This window comes from Tenacibaculum aestuariivivum (assembly GCF_964507685.1).
In the GTDB taxonomy this organism is placed as follows: Bacteria; Bacteroidota; Bacteroidia; order Flavobacteriales; family Flavobacteriaceae; genus Polaribacter; species Polaribacter aestuariivivum.
In genome coordinates, this window is the sequence record NZ_OZ208414.1 from 542,348 (window position 1) to 560,190 (window position 17,843).

The window sequence follows — 17,843 nt, forward strand, 5'->3', positions numbered from 1 at the left end:
ATTATTTCATGAACTATATTTCAGTAATTTTAACACTTACATTTATCACTTCATGTAATTTATCATCAAAATTAAGTGATGAATTTCCGTGTAAAGGTGTTAAACCATACACTAATCTTAAAAAAAATGAAGATATTAGAAAATATTTTTCTATGTATTTTCCAAAAAACTGGAAAGTTAATTTATACTATGATGATGCTAAAACATCAATTTATGCCGCAGACACTACAGTAAACTTAACCAAAACAACACTTATTGACGCTACGTTAGTACATAGTACTATTTTTATAGATAAAACCTTCTGTCAAAAAATTACTGATGACAATAAAAAAATGGGGCTTACTGAAATTAAAACAAAAAACTTACAATTATTAAATAAACCTTCCTATTACAGCTATGCTAAAGGTAAAAAGGCTAATTATTCATACCACATATTAAATACATTTACTAAAGTAAATTCTAGTAATTTTTTACATGTAAAAACAGAAATTTATGGCAATTATTTAGTAGAAGAACGAGTTTGTAAAGCCATACAATTAATAAACAAAATACAATTAAATTAGTTATTTTTGAAACGCTAAAAACAATAATAATGAATAAACAACACATCATCAATCGATTTATAAAGTATGTAACTATTGATACTGAAAGTGACCCGAATAACCCTGCCTTTCCTAGCTCTGAAAACCAATGGGATTTAGCACGTGTTCTTGAAAAAGAATTGAAAGAAATAGGTATGGAAGATGTAGATTTAGATGAAAACTGTTATATCATGGCAACTTTACCTAGTAATATAGACTACGAAGTGCCAACCATAGGTTTTGTAGCTCATATTGATACAAGTCCTGATTTTACAGGTAAAAATGTAAAACCACAAATTCATGAAAATTATGACGGAAAAGATATTTTATTAAACAAAGAACAAAATATTGTATTATCTCCTGATTACTTTGAAGACCTACTTATATATAAAGGACAAACAATTATTACTACTGATGGTACAACCCTATTAGGGGCTGATGACAAAGCAGGTGTTACCGAAATAGTTTCAGCAATGGAGTATTTAATTCAACACCCAGAAATTAAACATGGTAAAATAAGAATTTGCTTTACTCCTGATGAAGAAGTTGGTAAAGGAGCACATATGTTTGATGTAGAAAAATTTGGCGCACAATGGGCATATACCATGGACGGAAGTCAAATTGGCGAATTAGAATATGAAAGCTTTAATGCAGCAAGTGCTTTAATTACTGTAAATGGACGTATGGTACACCCAGGATACGCTAAAGGTAAAATGGTAAACAGTATTTACATTGCACAAGATGTAATAAACTCATTTCCTAAACTAGAAACACCTGAAACCACAAGTGGTAGAGAAGGTTTTTACCACCTTAATGACGTAACTGGTGAGGTAGAAAAAACGGTTTTACAATATATTATTCGCGATTTTGATAAACACAAATTTCAAGACAGAAAACAATATGCTACTAATTTAATTAAAGATTTAAATGAAAAACATGGTGGTGGAGATAGAATTACTATTCAAATAAAAGACCAATACTATAATATGGGTGAAAAAATTAAACCCGTAATGTATATAGTTGACATTGCTGAAGAAGTAATGAACGATATTGGAATAACACCTATAATTAAAGCAATTAGAGGAGGTACTGATGGATCTCAATTATCATACAAGGGGCTACCATGTCCTAATATTTTTGCTGGTGGCCACAATTTTCATGGGCGTTATGAGTTTGTAGCTGCTGAAACAATTGTAAAAGCTGCCGAAGTTATTGTTGGAATCGCAGAAAAAGTAACGGTAAAGTTTAAATAAAAATTTTACAAAAAAAACTCTAGCATATGCTAGAGTTTTTTTTTCATAAAACATAACATATATATATAACAAAATAGCTTTTTTTTACAAAAAAACTTGATTTGTGTATTTCTTATAAATAATTTGTCAATGAAAATAGCTTAGTTACATTTGTGGTATATAAACTATAATTAAGATGAATAGAGAAGAGTTATTAAATTTAGCAAACAAGTACGGTTCACCCCTTTATGTATATGATACTGAAAAAATAATAGAACAGTATAAAAACATTACAACCGCTTTTTCTAAAGTTAAAAGCTTAAAATTAAACTATGCTGTTAAAGCACTATCTAACATAAATATTTTAAAAGTTTTTAAAACATTAAATAGTGGTTTAGATACTGTTTCTATTCAAGAAGTAAGATTAGGATTACTTGCAGGGTTTACCCCTAAAGATATTATTTATACTCCAAACGGTGTTTCACTACAAGAAATTGAAGAAGTTGCAAAGCTAGGAATTCAAATAAATATAGATAATCTTTCTATATTAGAGTTATTTGGTCAAAAACACCCAAAAACTCCTGTTTGTATCCGTATTAATCCACACATCATGGCGGGTGGAAACAGTAATATTTCAGTAGGACATATTGATTCGAAATTTGGAATTTCAATTCATCAAGTACCACATATAAAAAGAGTTGTTGAAAATACAGGAATGCGTATTAATGGTATACACATGCACACAGGATCAGATATTTTAGATATTGATACTTTTGTTCGTGCTTCTGAAATTTTATTCGATGTAGCAAAACAATTTAAAAATATTGATTTTATTGATTTTGGAAGTGGTTTTAAAGTACCTTATAAAAAAGATGATATTTCTACAGATATTGTTGAATTAGGTGATAAATTATCTGAAAGATTTAATAAATTTTGTAAAGAGTACGGTAAAAACATTACATTAATGTTTGAACCTGGTAAATTTTTAGTAAGTGAATCTGGTAAATTTTTAGCAAAAGTAAATGTAATAAAGCAAACAACTTCTACTGTTTTTGCTGGTGTTGATAGTGGAATGAATCATCTAATTCGCCCAATGCTTTACAATTCATATCATCATATTGAAAACTTATCAAACCCAAAAGGAAGAGAACGTTTTTATAGCATTGTAGGATATATCTGTGAAACAGATACCTTTGGTTCTAATAGACGAATTAATGAAATATCAGAGGAAGATATTTTATGTTTTCATAATGCAGGTGCATACTGTTACTCAATGGCTTCAAACTATAATTCAAGATTTAAGCCTGCAGAGGTAATGATTTACAAAGGAAAAGATTATTTAATTAGAAAAAGAGAAACAATGGATGATATTCTTAGAAATCAAGAAAACATTAAAATTGATTAATCTAATACAATAATACATACCGATTAAAAACACTTAAACCTGAGCAATATTGTTCAGGTTTTTTTATGCTTAGTATTTATAGCCTGTTTTAAGTTTTATCTAAAAAAGATATAATAGAAAAAATAAGAAATAAAATCTGCCAACCTGAACTTATTTCAGGTTGGCAGATTTGCTGTAGTCATTCTTTTGATACGATAATGAAATAAATTCAGCATAACATTTATCTATTTTGAACAAATACTTTCTTTAAAATTTAAATAAACTCTTAATAAACATAAAATACTTATAAATTATGAAGATAAACTAAAATTCATAGCCCCGATTGAAGCAATTGTTTGAGCTCTTTTTTTGATTTTTCTTCAAAAAAAAGCGAGTGCGAAAAGCGGGAAATAGCTTCAAATAAATAATAGAAAAGGTAGCAACTTGAAAGATAAAAAAAATCCTACTCAAATAAATGAGTAGGATTTTTGTATAATTTTTAATTTAAAACTCTTACTTTTCAGCAATAACTTCAAATACGATATCAGCAACAACAGCTCTATGTAAACGTACAGCTGCATTATATTTACCTAATCTTTTTACACTACCTCCAGTAACTTTGATAAATTTCTTATCAACATTAGTACCAGCTTTAGCTAATGCTTCAGCAACATTAATGTTGTTTACTGAACCAAATAACTTATCACCTGAACCTACTTTAGAAGTAATTTTTAATTCATATCCTTTAACAGTTTCAGCAACCGCAGTAGCTTCTTCTACTAATTTAGCTTCTTTAAAAGCACGTTGCTTTAAGTTTTCAGCTAATACTTTTTTAGCTGAAGAAGTAGCTAATATTGCATATCCTTTAGGAATTAGGCTATTACGACCATAACCATTCTTAACAGTTACAACATCGTCTTTAAAACCTAAATTTTCTACGTCTTGTTTTAGTATCAATTCCATGTTTCTACTTCTTTATTATTTTAACAAATCACCAACGTATGGCATTAATGCTAAGTGACGAGATCTCTTTATAGCTTGAGCCACTTTACGTTGATACTTTAATGATGTTCCTGTTAAACGTCTTGGTAAAATTTTACCTTGCTCGTTTACTAAATACATTAAGAAGTCAGCATCTTTATAATCGATGTATTTAAAACCGTTCTTTTTAAAACGACAGTATTTTGCTTCTTTTTTTGTTTCAATATCAAGCGGAGTTAAGTAACGTACCTCACCTTGCTTGTTTCCTTTTGCTTGTTGATCTATTGTTGTTGACGACATTTCTTACTTTTTTGCAGGTTTAACACGTTCTCTTCTCTTTTCAGCCCATGCTGCAGCATGCTTATCTAACTTTACAGTTAAGTAACGCATAACACTATCATCTCTTCTAAATTCTAATTCAAAAGGTGCAATTGCATCTCCTGCTACTTTGTAGTCTAATAAGTGGTAAAATCCACTTTTTTTCTTTTCAATTGGATACGCTAATTTTTTTAAGCCCCAATCTTCTTTAGAAATCATTTCTGCACCTTTAGAAAGTAAATAGTCCTCAAACTTTTTTACTGTCTCCTTTATCTGAGTTTCAGATAAAACGGGATTCAAAATGAAAACAGTTTCGTAATGATTCATAATTAAATTGTTTAAATTTTATTTATAAGTTTGCAAAGATACTGTTTTTATACACTAAAACAAACCCTTTCAATTATATATATAAATACTGCTAATAAAAACATTTAAAAGTTTTATTTATAATTTCAATACTTTTTTACTTTTTTCTAACTGCATTTTAAATATTTCTGAAGTTAATTCTGTTTTATAAAAAGGTACTATTTCTTTTAACTTTATTTTCCCTTCGGATGTTTCTAATAACTCTGGAAAAACTTTTTCAAGCACCTGCAGCATAATAGCTGTTGCATTAGAAGCTCCTGGAGATGCGCCTAATAAACACGTAATACTTCCATCTTTACTACTAATTACTTCTGTTCCGAATTGCAATTTTCCGCCTTCAAATTCATCTTTATTAATAATTTGAACTCGCTGTCCTGCAACCATTAATTCCCAATCATCATTATTAGCATTTTTAACGAACTTACGTAAAGCGTCCATTCGGTCATCTTTTCCCATCATTACTTGTTCAATTAAATATTTGGTTAAGGGTAAATTATGCCAAAAAGCACCTAACATTGGTGAAATATTTTCAAATTGAACTGATTTAAATAAATCTAAACTAGAACCTTCTTTTAAAAATTTTGGGCTAAATCCTGCAAAAGGACCAAACATTAATTGCTTTTTTCCATCAATATAACGGGTGTCTAAATGTGGTGTTGACATTGGTGGATCTCCAATTCCTGCCTTACTATACACTTTCGCATTATGCTGTTTAATAATTTCTGGATTATTACAAACCAACCATTCACCACTTACAGGAAAACCTCCATATCCTTCTTTTTCTTCAATTTCTACTTTTTGTAACAACAACAAACTTCCGCCTCCAGCACCAATAAATACGTGTTTTGCATCAACTTGATGCACTTCCTTAGTTTCAGTATTTTTTACTTCAACGGTCCAATCTAAATCAGTATCTGGATCAACATCTAAAACTTCCATGGTACAATGTACAGGCGTATCAAATTCTTTTTCTAAAATTGAAAAAAGTAACTTTGTTAAAACACCATAATTTACTTCCGTACCTCTATTTACTTTAGATGCAGCCATAATTTCGTTTGCATTTCTGTCGCTCATTATTAAAGGAAACCATTCTTTCATTTGATTTTTATCTTGTGTAAACTCAATAGTATCAAACATAAAATGACCTTTAAAAACCTCGTATCTTCGTTTTAAATAATCACTATTTTTAGCACCCGTTACCCAACTATAATGTTTTACTGGTTTAACAAAACTAGTAGGATCTTCAATAAATTTCTTTGCAATTAAATACGACCATAATTGTTTTGATATTTCATATTTCTTACAAATTTCAATAGCTTTTTTTATTGAAATACTTTTATCTTCATTTTCAGGACAATAATTTAATTCACACAAAGCGGAATGCCCCGTTCCTGCATTATTCCAAGCCGCAGAACTTTCTTTAGCGACATCACTTAAACGTTCTAAAATTAAAATTTTTAATTCTGAATTTAATAATTTGGCTAACAATGCTAAATTTGCACTCATTATACCACCTCCCACACAAATTAAATCATACTCTTTTTCTAAATCCATTTTTATTTTTTTAAGCATTACACGTAAAAATACCCTTTTATTTCATTTTAAAATTTAGCCGTAAACATTTGTTTATAAAACTTGCTCAATAAAAATCTTTATGTTATTTTTATTATGAAACACATTTAATAAAAAAGAGTTGTAAGCGTATGAGTTATAATGTAACGATAGAAGAAGAAAATAAAGAAATAGCCCACAGATATAAAGATTTATTAAAAGGAACATATCAAACATTATCAAACGATGATAAAAAATTAATACGCAAAGCTTTTGAAATAGCTGTCGAAGCTCACTCTAATCAACGCAGAAAAACAGGAGAACCTTATATTTTTCATCCAATAGCTGTTGCTAAAATTGTTGCCGATGAAATTGGCCTAGGTGCTACTTCAATAGCTGCAGCATTACTTCATGATGTTGTAGAAGATACACATTATACTATTGATGATATGGATCGTTTGTTTGGTGAAAATATTGCTAAAATTGTTAGCGGACTTACCAAAATATCAAACTTAAAAAAAGAACAAGATTATTCTATACAGGCTGAAAACTTCAGAAAAATGTTGCTTACCTTACATGATGATGTAAGAGTTATTTTAATAAAAATTGCCGATCGTTTACATAACATGCAAACAATGGATGCAATGCCTGGATACAAACAAGTAAAAATTGCTTCTGAAACTTTATATATATATGCTCCTTTAGCACACCGTTTAGGTTTATACAATATTAAAACTGAATTAGAAGATTTAGGATTAAAATATACAGAACCTGATATTTATAAAGATATTTTAATAAAAATTAAAGACAGTAAAGAAGAACAACAAAAATATATAGATACATTTACAGGTATTTTAAAAGAAGCTTTAGACAAAGAAGGTTTTAATTATAAAATTAAAGGACGTTTTAAATCTATTTTTTCGATTAGAAGAAAAATGCAAAAACAAAACGTAACTTTTGATGAAGTTTACGATAAGTTTGCTATTAGAATTATTTATGAACCAACATCTGAAGATGAAAAGTTTGATGCTTGGAAAATATATTCTATAGTTACCGACTTTTTTAAACCAAACCCTGCTCGTTTACGTGATTGGATTTCACAACCAAAGTCAACAGGTTATGAAGCCTTACATATTACCGTTATTGGCCCTCAAGCAAAATGGGTAGAAGTACAAGTTCGTTCAGAAAGAATGGATGAAATTGCAGAAAAAGGGTATGCTGCTCATTTTAAATATAAACAAGGCGAAATACAAGAAAATGGACTTGAAGGATGGTTAAACCGTTTAAAAGAAACTTTAGAAAATCAAAGCATTGACGCTATAGACTTTGTTGAAGATTTTAAACTTAATTTATATGCTAAAGAAATATATGTATTTACTCCAAAAGGAGATTTAAAATCATTACCTAAAAATGCATCCGCCTTAGATTTTGCTTTTTCTGTGCATACTGATGTAGGGTTAAAATGCCGAGGAGCAAAAGTAAATGGAAAATTAGTTCCGTTAAGTTATACTCTTAAAAGTGGTGACCAAGTAGAAGTACTAACCGCTACTAATAATAAACCTAATGTACGTTGGTTAGATTTTGTTATTACTGCAAGAGCACGTACTAAAATAAAATCAGCCTTGAAAGCTGAAGAAAAAATTATTGCCGAAGAAGGAAAAGCTATTTTATTAAGAAAACTACGCCATTTAAAAATTGGTTCAGGTGATAAAATTATTAATGAATTAGCTCATTATTTTGGGTTAAAAACAAGCTTTGACCTATTTTTTAGAATTGGTAATGGTGCTATTGACAATACTCAGTTAAAAGAATTTGTTGCTCAAAGAAGCGGACTTATTATGGGGTTTATTAAAAACACCTTTAGACGAAATTCATCAAAAGAAATTTCAGAAAAAGAAGAAGTTACGCATAAATATGATGCTCTAGTATTTGGTAAAGACGAACAATCTTTAGATTATACATTAGCTAAATGCTGTTCCCCTATTCCTGGTGATAAAGTTTTTGGGTTTGTTACTATAAATGAAGGCATTAAAATACATAAAAACAACTGTCCTAACGCTATTTCTTTACAGTCAAACTATGCTTATCGTATTATGCCTGCAAAATGGATAGATTCTACAAAACAAGATTTTACAGCTGTTTTACATTTATCTGGAATAGATAATAAAGGTATTGTTAATAATATTACACGTATTATTTCCAATAGTATGGATGTGTTTATACATAGCATAAACATCTCAGGATCCCATGGAATATTTGACGGAAAACTATCTTTAAGTGTTAAAAATAAAGCACAATTAACAAAGCTTATTGAAAACATAAAAAAACTAGATGGAGTACAAAAAGTAGAACGTGTTAACACAATGTAAATATCATTTTAATATACTTCTTTTTTTATCAATAAATAACTGTAAATTTGTCCGTCCGTAAATTTTTAAATGATAATGAGTAACGTAGCAGAAAATCAAGAAATTGTAAAAAAAGTTTTCACTACTTTTTTAGAAGAAAATAAGCATCGTAAAACACCTGAACGTTATGCTATTTTGCAAGAAATATATGTGGCTGAAGAACATTTTGATATAGAATCATTATATATTAAAATGAAAAATAAGAACTATCGTGTAAGTAGAGCAACACTTTATAATACGATAGATTTACTTTTAGACTGTGGATTAGTTCGTAAACATCAATTTGATGGTCAATCGATGGCGCGTTACGAAAAAAGTTATTTCGATAAAAATCATGATCATTTAATAATGACTGACTCTGGAGAGGTAAAAGAATTTTGTGACCCAAGAATTCAAGTTATCAAAAAAACTATTGAAGATGTTTTTGATATTGATATTCATAATCACTCACTCTATTTTTACGGAACAAAAAGAAAAAAAAATAACAACAACAAATAATATACTTAATAACACACTAAATGGCAGTAGATTTATTACTCGGGTTACAATGGGGAGACGAGGGAAAAGGTAAAATCGTAGATGTATTAACAAGAAATTACGATATTATTGCAAGATTTCAAGGAGGACCAAATGCTGGTCATACATTAATTTTTGATGGTAACAAACACGTTTTACACACTATTCCTTCAGGAATTTTTCATAAAACAGCTTTAAATGTAGTTGGTAATGGTGTTGTAATTGATCCTGTTATCTTTAAAAAAGAATTAGAAAATTTAGATGTACATAATATTGATTACACTTCTAAATTATTAATTTCTAGAAAAGCACACTTAATACTACCTACACACAGGTTATTAGATGCGGCTTCCGAAACTTCTAAAGGTAAAGCTAAAATAGGTTCTACTTTAAAAGGAATTGGCCCGACATATATGGACAAAACCGGTAGAAACGGAATGCGTGTTGGAGATTTAGAGTTAGATAACTGGAAAGACAAATACAAAGCTTTAACTGAAAAGCATTTAAGTATGCTTGCTTTTTTTGATGTTCAAATAGAATATGATTTAGACGAATTAGAGGCTGAATTTGATTTAGGTATTGAAAAATTAAGAACACTTGAATTTATTGACTCTGAAGAGTTTTTAAATAATGCTATTAAAGAAGGAAAAACAATTTTAGCTGAAGGTGCACAGGGATCGTTATTAGATATTGACTTTGGAACATACCCTTTCGTAACTTCTTCTAATACAACTGCTGCCGGTGCTTGTACTGGTTTAGGTATTGCTCCTAACAGAATTGGCGATGTATTTGGAATATTTAAAGCATATACCACTCGTGTTGGTTCTGGACCTTTTCCTACTGAATTGTTTGACGAAGATGGTGCTATGATGGCTAAAGTTGGCCATGAATTTGGTGCTACAACTGGGCGTCCAAGAAGATGTGGATGGTTAGATTTAGTTGCTCTAAAATATGCTGTTGATGTAAACGGTGTTACACAATTAATGATGATGAAAGGAGATGTTCTTTCAGGTTTTGACACCTTAAAAATATGTACATCATACAACTATAAAGATAAAGAAATAAACCACTTACCTTACAATATTGAACCTGAAAACATTTCAGTAAATTATACTGAATTTAAAGGATGGGAAGATGATTTAACTAAAATGACAACTGCTGATGAGCTACCTCAAAACTTATTAGATTATGTTACTTTTATTGAAAAAGAAACAGGTGTTCCTGTAAAAGTAGTATCAGTTGGTCCTGATAGAAAACAAACAATTAATAGGTAAGCTATTGTTTTTAATAAAAAAGCCTTCATAAAGTATGAAGGCTTTTTTATTAGTCCTAAAAAATATTACTATTACATAATAATAACCCTTATGTTTAAAAGCTATAAATAACTGTGTTTATTTATAATTTTTTCTGTTTAAAATTTACATATATAGCTATTATAAACAATAAACAAAAGTGTTAATGATCAAAAATTAATAAAAATGAAGTCAGAAAAAAATATTCAATCCTATCAATCAGGATACCTAAGTGTTTCACACGGACACGAACTTTATTTTGAATTATATGGTAACCCTAAAGGAATACCTGTAATATTTTTACATGGTGGCCCTGGAGCTGGTTTTGGAGATAAGGATAAAAAATTTTTCGATCCAGAACGATATAATGTGCTCTTTTTCGATCAAAGAGGAACCTCTAGAAGTAAACCCTTTGGTTCTATTAAAAATAACACTACTCAACTTTTATTAGAGGATATTAATACTCTACTTGATTATGTAAATTTTAACAACGTATATATATTTGGAGGCTCATGGGGTAGTACTCTATCACTAGTTTACGCTATACATAATCCTGAACGTGTTTTAGGTTTAATTATAAGAGGTATTTGGCTTGCTAACCGATATGCTATTGATCATTACGTTGGTGGTGGTATTAAAGAATTTTTTCCTGAAGTATGGAATCGTTTTAACAAACTAGTTCCTAAAGGTAAAAAACCTGTAGATTATTACTTAAAAATGATGATGAGTGATGATACTAATATTAGTAATAAATACGCATACGAATGGGCTTATTATGAAATGTCTTTTTATACAATTAATAAAATTACAGATACCGAAGAAGTTTTAAAAACTTTTTCTTACAAATCAATGGCTATTTTAGAAGCTCATTATATAAAAAATAATTGTTTTTTATCTGAAGATTTTATAATGAAAAATATTGATAAAATTAAAGATATTAAAACAGCTATTATTCATGGAAGGTATGACTTTATTTGTACTCCTATTCAAGCATTTCGACTTCATGAAGAGTTAAATAACTCTAAACTTAATATTGAGGCAGCAGGACACTCTTCCTCTGATAAAGAAAATAAAATTGCATTAATAGCTGAATTAAAAAGAATAACATCATAAAAAAGTATAGTTAAAAATTACTTATTATACTAATTTTTAACTAGACTTTTTATCATACCATGTTTTTTTATCACAATTATGTATAAAAAAACAAAGTCTATTTATATTAAAATTATTACCTAATAATCAATTTCTCAAAACCCTACCATCTCCAAGCTCTATAATACGATCTGTTTTTTCTGCAAAATCTAAATCATGCGTTACCACTAATAATGTTTTATTGTACACCTGCGTAAGTTCTTTAAATATATTAAAAACATTGTCTGCATTTTTACTATCTAGGTTTCCTGTGGGTTCATCACACATAATTATTAAAGGATCGTTAATCATTGCTCTGGCAATAGCAACGCGTTGTTTTTCACCTCCTGACAATTGATAGGCCATTTTATTAGCTAATTTTTCAATTCCTAAATCTTTTAAAAACTCATAAGCATTATGCTCTAACTCTTGTTCACTTACTTTATTTAATTTAAAACCTGGTAACATTACATTTTTTAATGCTGTAAATTCATTAAGTAAATAATGAAACTGAAATACAAAACCAATTTTTTCGTTACGTAATGCCGCAAGTTGTTGCTCTGCTTTACCTCTAACAGTAATTCCGTCTATTAAAAGTTCACCTGTAAAATCAGTATCCATAGTAGAAAGAATATAAAGCAAGGTAGATTTACCACTACCTGATCTACCAATAACAGATACATACTCTCCTTTATTTAAACTAAAAGACACATCTTTTAAAACATGTATCTGTACAGGGTTATAAAATGATTTATTAATATTTAGTGCCTCTAATATTATTTTACTTTTCATTTATTTACCTCTTATTATAATTACAGGATCTATTTTACTTGCTTTGTTTGCGGGCATCCAACCTGCTAAAAAGGTAGTTATAATTGCAAATAAAGATGCAATAGTATAATACTCTATTCCATAATCAATAGGATAGGTATTGACTGTTGGTAAAGATGATGTGTTAAAAGGAATTGCATCAATACCTAAAGACATTAAAAAACCTAAAATAACACCAGCTATTGCTCCTGAAACCCCAATACTTAAAGATATAGATATAAATATATTTTTTACATCATTACCCGAAAAGCCTGTAGCTTTTAAAATAGCAATAGTATCCATTTTTTCATAAATTAACATATTAAGAATATTGTAAATTCCAAAACCTGACACTATTAATAAAGTTACTCCTACCGCGTAAGAAATAATAGATCTTACACCACTTCCTGTTTCAAATTGAGCGTTAGCGGTTTGAATATCTTCCGCATCTAACTTAAAAACAGTCTCATATTCAAACGCTAAAATTGGTGCTGTAGTTAACTTTTTTAATTTAATTTGAATATCACTAATATAATTACTGTTTACACCTAGTAATTTTTGTGTCGTTGCTAAACTAGCAAAACTTTGCACTTTATCAATCTCTGCCATACCAGATTGAAAATATCCAATTACTCGCAAAGAAAACTGTTCACCTTGAGTAGAAGTTACCGTAATAACATCTTCTATTTTAGCATTAATAATATCAGCAACCCCCTTACCTAATATAATACTATTAGGTATTATTTGAAGCTCTTGATAATTTCCCGCTGTTATATAATCATTAAAGGCAAAAAGTTTTGCTTCTTGTTTAACATCAACACCATTTATAATACCATTTAAATTAATATTTCCAAGATTATAAAAAACTTGAGCAGTAACCTTAGGAGCAACACCTAAAACACGAGAATCTTTTTTAAGTTTACTTATAATTTTTTGAGAATTATATATTTGTTTTCTAGTATTAACAGGCTTGATAGAACTAATAAAATTATAATACTCCTTATATTCTACATTAAAATCAATAGGTTGATGTTTAGATGGTTTAATATCATTATACAAACGTACATGAGGAGTTCTGTTTAAAACAATACCATCTAATAAGTTATTTAACCCTTCCATAAAACCAAGCAGCGTTATAAAAAGAGCAATACTGAACATAACCCCAATAGCCGCCACAAGTGTTTGTTTCCATCTGGCCCGCATTAAAGCAACGGCAATTTCTATAATATGTTTAAAATTCATTATTGAGGTAATTGAATGGTTGTATTTTTAGTAATGCCACTTTTTATTTCTACTAAATCGTAATCCATTAACCCTATTACAACTTTTTGATAATCTCCCCCCCCTAATACTACTGTAGAATCATTTAGTAAATAATTTCTAGGAATTGTTACTACTTCTTTTTTTACATTAATAATAATATTAGCCTCTACAGTAAGATTAGGAAAAAGTACTTTAGGTGATTTAATAAAAATAGCATCTGCTTTAAATGAACGTGTTTTAGAGTTCATCATTGGGTTTATTTTAAAAATCTCTGCTTCAAAAACTTGAGATTGATAACTATCCATTCTAACTATTACCTTTTGTCCTTTTTTAATCTTTATTATATCAAATTCATCAATGTTTAATTCTATAATAAAAGTATCTGTACCAATCACAGCCATTGGCTGTTGAGTGTTAATAAACTCTCCTTTTTCTTTATTAATTTTATAAACTACTCCTTCAACCTCACTTTTTATAATAAAATCATCTTCCGTTAATTGTGCTATTTCTAAATTATTTTTACTTTGATCTGATGCTAATTTTAATTCACGTTTAAGGTTTTTGTATGCCGTTTTAGCTTTTGCTAAATTAACTTTAGCGCTTTCATAGCTTAATTCTTTTTGTTCAAAGGTTATTTTACTTCCAATATTATTTTTCCAAAGATTTTTTTGCCTTTGATATTGTAAAAAATCATTATCAAATTGTTTTTTAGCCATTTCAACAACCTTTTCAGCATCAAGTAACTTATCTGAATTTACTCTATAATCACTAGATTTAGAGGCTAGTTTAGCATTTCTAGTAGCTATTTTTAAACTTTTGTTATCTAACTTAAAAATTGGAGTTCCTATTTTTACAGCCTCTCCTTCACTTACAAATATTTTTTTTATAACAGCAGGTGCTTTTCCAAACACCTCATATTGATATCTACTTTTAATAATACCATATGAATAAACACTTTCAGTAATATTTTTAACTTGAGGCTTAACGGATGCTATTTTTTCTGAACAAGAAAACATAAAAAATGCTAGTACTAAAATTAGTAAAATAGATTTATTATTCATTTGATATTTATTTTTACACTAATATTTTAAACACACTTTACAATAATATAACACTATTATATAGCCTACTAAACTACAAATTTCAAGTATGTAAAAATATATTTTTATACGTTTTCTCTAAAAAAAAACAATCTATTTAATACTAAAAACAGCAATTAAAACGCTATTTTTTTTTCACAACTTTTATATATTTTACTTTGATAGCTTTGAGCTATATTAGCTTTAAAAAAGTATAAAAAATTAAATAAATTAAAACTATGAAAAAAATATACCTATTATTATTTCTAATTACTACTGTTACAGCTTTTTCACAAGATAATAAAGATTCTAATTTCTGGGACAATGTACGTTTTGGTGGTGGATTTGGTTTAGATTTTGGAAACAATAACACAACTGTTTCTATATCTCCTAGTGCTATTTATAATTTTAATAAATCTTTTTCTCTAGGTTTAGGTGTTGGGTATTTATATAATAAAAGAGCTGATTTTAAGTCTAACGTATTTAGTAGTAGTATTATTAGCTTATACAATCCTTTAAAAGAAATACAAATTTCGGCAGAATACGAACATCTTTTTGTAAACAGAAGCTCTAATACAATTAATAACACTTATAATTACCCTGCACTATATTTAGGAGCAGCTTATAGGTCTGGTAATTTCTCTTTAGGTATTCGATATGATGTTTTATATAATAAAGATAAAAGTATTTATACCTCTCCTATTTCTCCTATTGTACGAATCTATTTTTAATTAAATATAATACATTCTTTCAATAAAAAAATAATCTATATTGTAAAATATAAGTGCGCAACAATACGTATTTCACTATCTCCTTTACAAATTAATAAAAATACTTTTTGTTTTATTTTACAGATAAATCAATATCATTATTAACATAAAAAATAATGATATTGGTTTCAATAATCTCTATTTTAACATAAAATAAAATTTAAAAAACAGTTCCTTAAATATTTTAGCAAACTTATTTTGTATTGATTAACTGTTGAATATACTATAAAGTCACCATATCTAAACTTCTTATCTCGTAATATTTATTTCATTCGTTTAATAACCATAGTGCTTATTAAGTTTATTTCCGTTTTTATCTACCATTATAAAATGTATTTTTGCTGTATGATTACACAAGAACAGCTTAAAAATATTACTGAACGAATAAGCAAGTTAAAGGGGTATTTAGATATTGACAAAAAGTTGATTGAGATTAATAATGAAGAAGAAAAAACTACTGACCCTAACTTTTGGAATAACCCGAAAGAAGCTGAAGTTATTATGAAAACTCTCCGTTTTAAAAAAAAATGGGTTAGCGATTATAACACTGTTATTTCAATGAATGAAGATTTAATGGTATTATATGACTTTTATAAAGAAGATGCTATTGATGAAACTGAAATTATTGAACAATTTAATAATACAAGTACTTTTTTAGAAGATATTGAATTTAAAAATATGCTTTCTGAAGAAGGTGATAATTTAAGTGCAACCATTCAAATTACTGCGGGTGCTGGTGGTACCGAAAGCTGTGATTGGGTAGAAATGTTAATGCGTATGTACACTATGTGGGCCGAGAAACAAGGCTTTAACTTAAAAACATTAAATTATCAGGCAGGCGATATTGCTGGAGTTAAAACTGTTACTTTTGAAGTAGATGGTGATTATGCCTTTGGATGGTTAAAAGGTGAAAATGGTGTACATCGTTTGGTTCGAATTTCTCCTTTTGATAGCAATGGTAAACGACATACTACTTTTGGCTCTGTATACGTATATCCTGTTGCTGATGATACTATTGAAATAGATATAAACCCTGCTGACATAGAAATTGTAACTGCACGTTCTAGTGGTGCTGGCGGACAAAATGTTAATAAAGTAGAAACTAAGGTTCAATTAACACATAAACCAAGTGGTATTCAAATTCAATGCTCTAACTCTCGTTCACAACACGATAATAGAGCAACAGCTTTAAAAATGTTAAAATCGCAATTGTATGAAATAGAATTACAAAAAAGATTAGCAACCAGAGAAAATATTGAAGCTGGAAAACTAAAAACAGAATGGGGTAGTCAAATTAGAAACTATGTAATGCATCCTTATAAATTAGTAAAAGATGTACGTACAGCCCATGAAACAGGAAATGTAGATGCTGTTATGGACGGAAATATTAATTCGTTTTTAAAATCATATTTAATGCTTAACGGACAAAAAGAAAACTAAATATTTCTTTAATTTAAAATATTAAAAATAAAATGATTAAAATATATCATAATAATAGGTGTAGTAAATCACGTCAAGGACTTGAAATATTAAAAAATTCTGATAAAGAATTTGAAATTGTTAACTATTTAGAAAATATTCCTACTGAGCAAGAATTAATAGCACTTATTGATTTATTAAAAATTGCTCCTATTGATTTAGTTCGTAAGAATGAAAAAATTTGGAAAGAAGAATTTAAAGGTAAAGAACTATCAGGTAATCAAATTATAAAAGCGATGATTGAAAACCCAAAGCTTATTGAACGTCCTATCGTTATAAACGGAAATAAAGCCATAATTGGTCGTCCTCCTGAAAATATTTTAGCAATTATTTAGTTAATACTATTAATAAAAGTAAACCACCAATAAAATGAAAAAAATATTTTTCTTAACTTTTTTTTTATTATTTATAAGTAAGTTAAATGCTCAAAACAGCAATTCTTATGCTAAATTTACATTAGCACAAATAGCAATAGCTAAAAAAATAGCTACTGAAAAATTAGCTACTGAAATTATTTTTAATCAAGGAGTTGAATACCAAGGTAAAAACTTTTGGTTTGTTACTTCTAAAAATAATAAAAAACATTACTTTAATAGTAATGAAAGCTTTACTAAAGTAATTTACACAGAAGAAGATTATCATTCATTAATGGAATATATTATTGAAGAAAGTGATTTTTAGC

Annotated in this window: 18 protein-coding genes; 11 read left to right on the plus strand and 7 right to left on the minus strand. The window is 28.4% G+C overall.

The window, feature by feature from the left end:
* Positions 1–8 precede the first annotated feature (8 nt).
* The 3 genes from ACN5J4_RS02335 to lysA all read left to right on the plus strand — a co-directional run bounded on the left by ACN5J4_RS02335 (position 9) and on the right by lysA (position 3,218).
* Positions 9–563: a hypothetical protein gene (locus ACN5J4_RS02335; RefSeq protein ID WP_418650561.1), complete on the plus strand. Its 555-nt coding sequence runs from the start codon at positions 9–11 to the stop codon at positions 561–563.
* Positions 564–589: 26 nt separating this feature from the next.
* On the plus strand, positions 590–1,834 hold the full coding sequence (gene pepT / locus ACN5J4_RS02340; protein ID WP_418651126.1) for a peptidase T: 1,245 nt from the start codon (positions 590–592) through the stop codon (positions 1,832–1,834).
* Positions 1,835–2,009: 175 nt separating this feature from the next.
* On the plus strand, positions 2,010–3,218 hold the full coding sequence (lysA, locus tag ACN5J4_RS02345) for a diaminopimelate decarboxylase (RefSeq protein WP_418650562.1): 1,209 nt from the start codon (positions 2,010–2,012) through the stop codon (positions 3,216–3,218).
* 492 nt (positions 3,219–3,710) lie between these two features.
* Here lysA and rplI read toward each other — a convergent pair whose 3' ends face one another.
* The 4 genes from rplI to mqo form a co-directional block, all read right to left on the minus strand.
* A complete protein-coding gene (gene rplI / locus ACN5J4_RS02350) occupies positions 3,711–4,160 on the minus strand; it encodes a 50S ribosomal protein L9 (protein ID WP_418650563.1) in 450 nt (149 codons plus the stop codon).
* 15 nt (positions 4,161–4,175) lie between these two features.
* Positions 4,176–4,478 carry a 30S ribosomal protein S18 gene (gene rpsR / locus ACN5J4_RS02355; protein WP_418650564.1) on the minus strand — a complete coding sequence of 101 codons (303 nt, stop codon included), beginning with the start codon at positions 4,476–4,478 and terminating at the stop codon, positions 4,176–4,178.
* 3 nt (positions 4,479–4,481) lie between these two features.
* The gene (gene rpsF, locus ACN5J4_RS02360; protein ID WP_418650565.1) at positions 4,482–4,823 is read right to left on the minus strand and encodes a 30S ribosomal protein S6; all 342 of its coding nucleotides are present in this window, start codon (positions 4,821–4,823) and stop codon (positions 4,482–4,484) included.
* A 117-nt stretch (positions 4,824–4,940) separates the two neighbouring features.
* Positions 4,941–6,416 (minus strand): malate dehydrogenase (quinone), encoded by a 1,476-nt coding sequence (gene mqo / locus ACN5J4_RS02365; RefSeq protein WP_418650566.1) that lies wholly within the window; start codon positions 6,414–6,416, stop codon positions 4,941–4,943.
* A gap of 149 nt (positions 6,417–6,565) precedes the next feature.
* Between mqo and ACN5J4_RS02370 the strand changes: the two genes are divergently transcribed.
* The 4 genes from ACN5J4_RS02370 to pip all read left to right on the plus strand — a co-directional run bounded on the left by ACN5J4_RS02370 (position 6,566) and on the right by pip (position 11,742).
* Positions 6,566–8,782 carry a RelA/SpoT family protein gene (locus ACN5J4_RS02370; RefSeq protein ID WP_418650567.1) on the plus strand — a complete coding sequence of 739 codons (2,217 nt, stop codon included), beginning with the start codon at positions 6,566–6,568 and terminating at the stop codon, positions 8,780–8,782.
* Between the two features lie 75 nt (positions 8,783–8,857).
* Positions 8,858–9,319 carry a Fur family transcriptional regulator gene (locus ACN5J4_RS02375; RefSeq protein WP_418650568.1) on the plus strand — a complete coding sequence of 154 codons (462 nt, stop codon included), beginning with the start codon at positions 8,858–8,860 and terminating at the stop codon, positions 9,317–9,319.
* A 20-nt stretch (positions 9,320–9,339) separates the two neighbouring features.
* Entirely contained in the window at positions 9,340–10,611 is a 1,272-nt protein-coding gene (locus ACN5J4_RS02380; protein WP_418650569.1) for an adenylosuccinate synthase, read from the plus strand.
* Positions 10,612–10,815: 204 nt separating this feature from the next.
* On the plus strand, positions 10,816–11,742 hold the full coding sequence (gene pip, locus ACN5J4_RS02385; protein ID WP_418650570.1) for a prolyl aminopeptidase: 927 nt from the start codon (positions 10,816–10,818) through the stop codon (positions 11,740–11,742).
* 126 nt (positions 11,743–11,868) lie between these two features.
* On the opposite strand, the gene ACN5J4_RS02390 is transcribed toward pip, so the two are convergent.
* Genes ACN5J4_RS02390 through ACN5J4_RS02400 form a run of 3 tightly spaced genes read right to left on the minus strand, consistent with a single transcriptional unit; the run spans position 11,869 to position 14,894 of the window.
* Entirely contained in the window at positions 11,869–12,552 is a 684-nt protein-coding gene (locus ACN5J4_RS02390) for an ABC transporter ATP-binding protein (protein WP_418650571.1), read from the minus strand.
* Entirely contained in the window at positions 12,553–13,812 is a 1,260-nt protein-coding gene (locus ACN5J4_RS02395) for an ABC transporter permease (protein ID WP_418650572.1), read from the minus strand. It abuts the gene before it with no gap.
* Positions 13,812–14,894, minus strand: coding sequence for an efflux RND transporter periplasmic adaptor subunit (locus tag ACN5J4_RS02400; RefSeq protein ID WP_418650573.1), 1,083 nt, complete (start codon positions 14,892–14,894; stop codon positions 13,812–13,814). Before ACN5J4_RS02400 ends, ACN5J4_RS02395 begins: the two co-directional genes overlap by 1 nt.
* Before the next feature lie 257 nt (positions 14,895–15,151).
* Between ACN5J4_RS02400 and ACN5J4_RS02405 the strand changes: the two genes are divergently transcribed.
* The 4 genes from ACN5J4_RS02405 (at position 15,152) to ACN5J4_RS02420 (ending at position 17,842) form a co-directional block, all read left to right on the plus strand.
* Positions 15,152–15,643: a hypothetical protein gene (locus ACN5J4_RS02405; RefSeq protein ID WP_418650574.1), complete on the plus strand. Its 492-nt coding sequence runs from the start codon at positions 15,152–15,154 to the stop codon at positions 15,641–15,643.
* Positions 15,644–16,027: 384 nt separating this feature from the next.
* Entirely contained in the window at positions 16,028–17,122 is a 1,095-nt protein-coding gene (gene prfB / locus ACN5J4_RS02410) for a peptide chain release factor 2 (protein WP_418650575.1), read from the plus strand.
* 32 nt (positions 17,123–17,154) lie between these two features.
* Positions 17,155–17,496, plus strand: coding sequence for an arsenate reductase (glutaredoxin) (arsC, locus tag ACN5J4_RS02415; RefSeq protein WP_418650576.1), 342 nt, complete (start codon positions 17,155–17,157; stop codon positions 17,494–17,496).
* Positions 17,497–17,530: 34 nt separating this feature from the next.
* Positions 17,531–17,842, plus strand: a complete 312-nt coding sequence (locus ACN5J4_RS02420) for a hypothetical protein (protein WP_418650577.1) — start codon at positions 17,531–17,533, stop codon at positions 17,840–17,842.
* Position 17,843 lies beyond the last annotated feature (1 nt).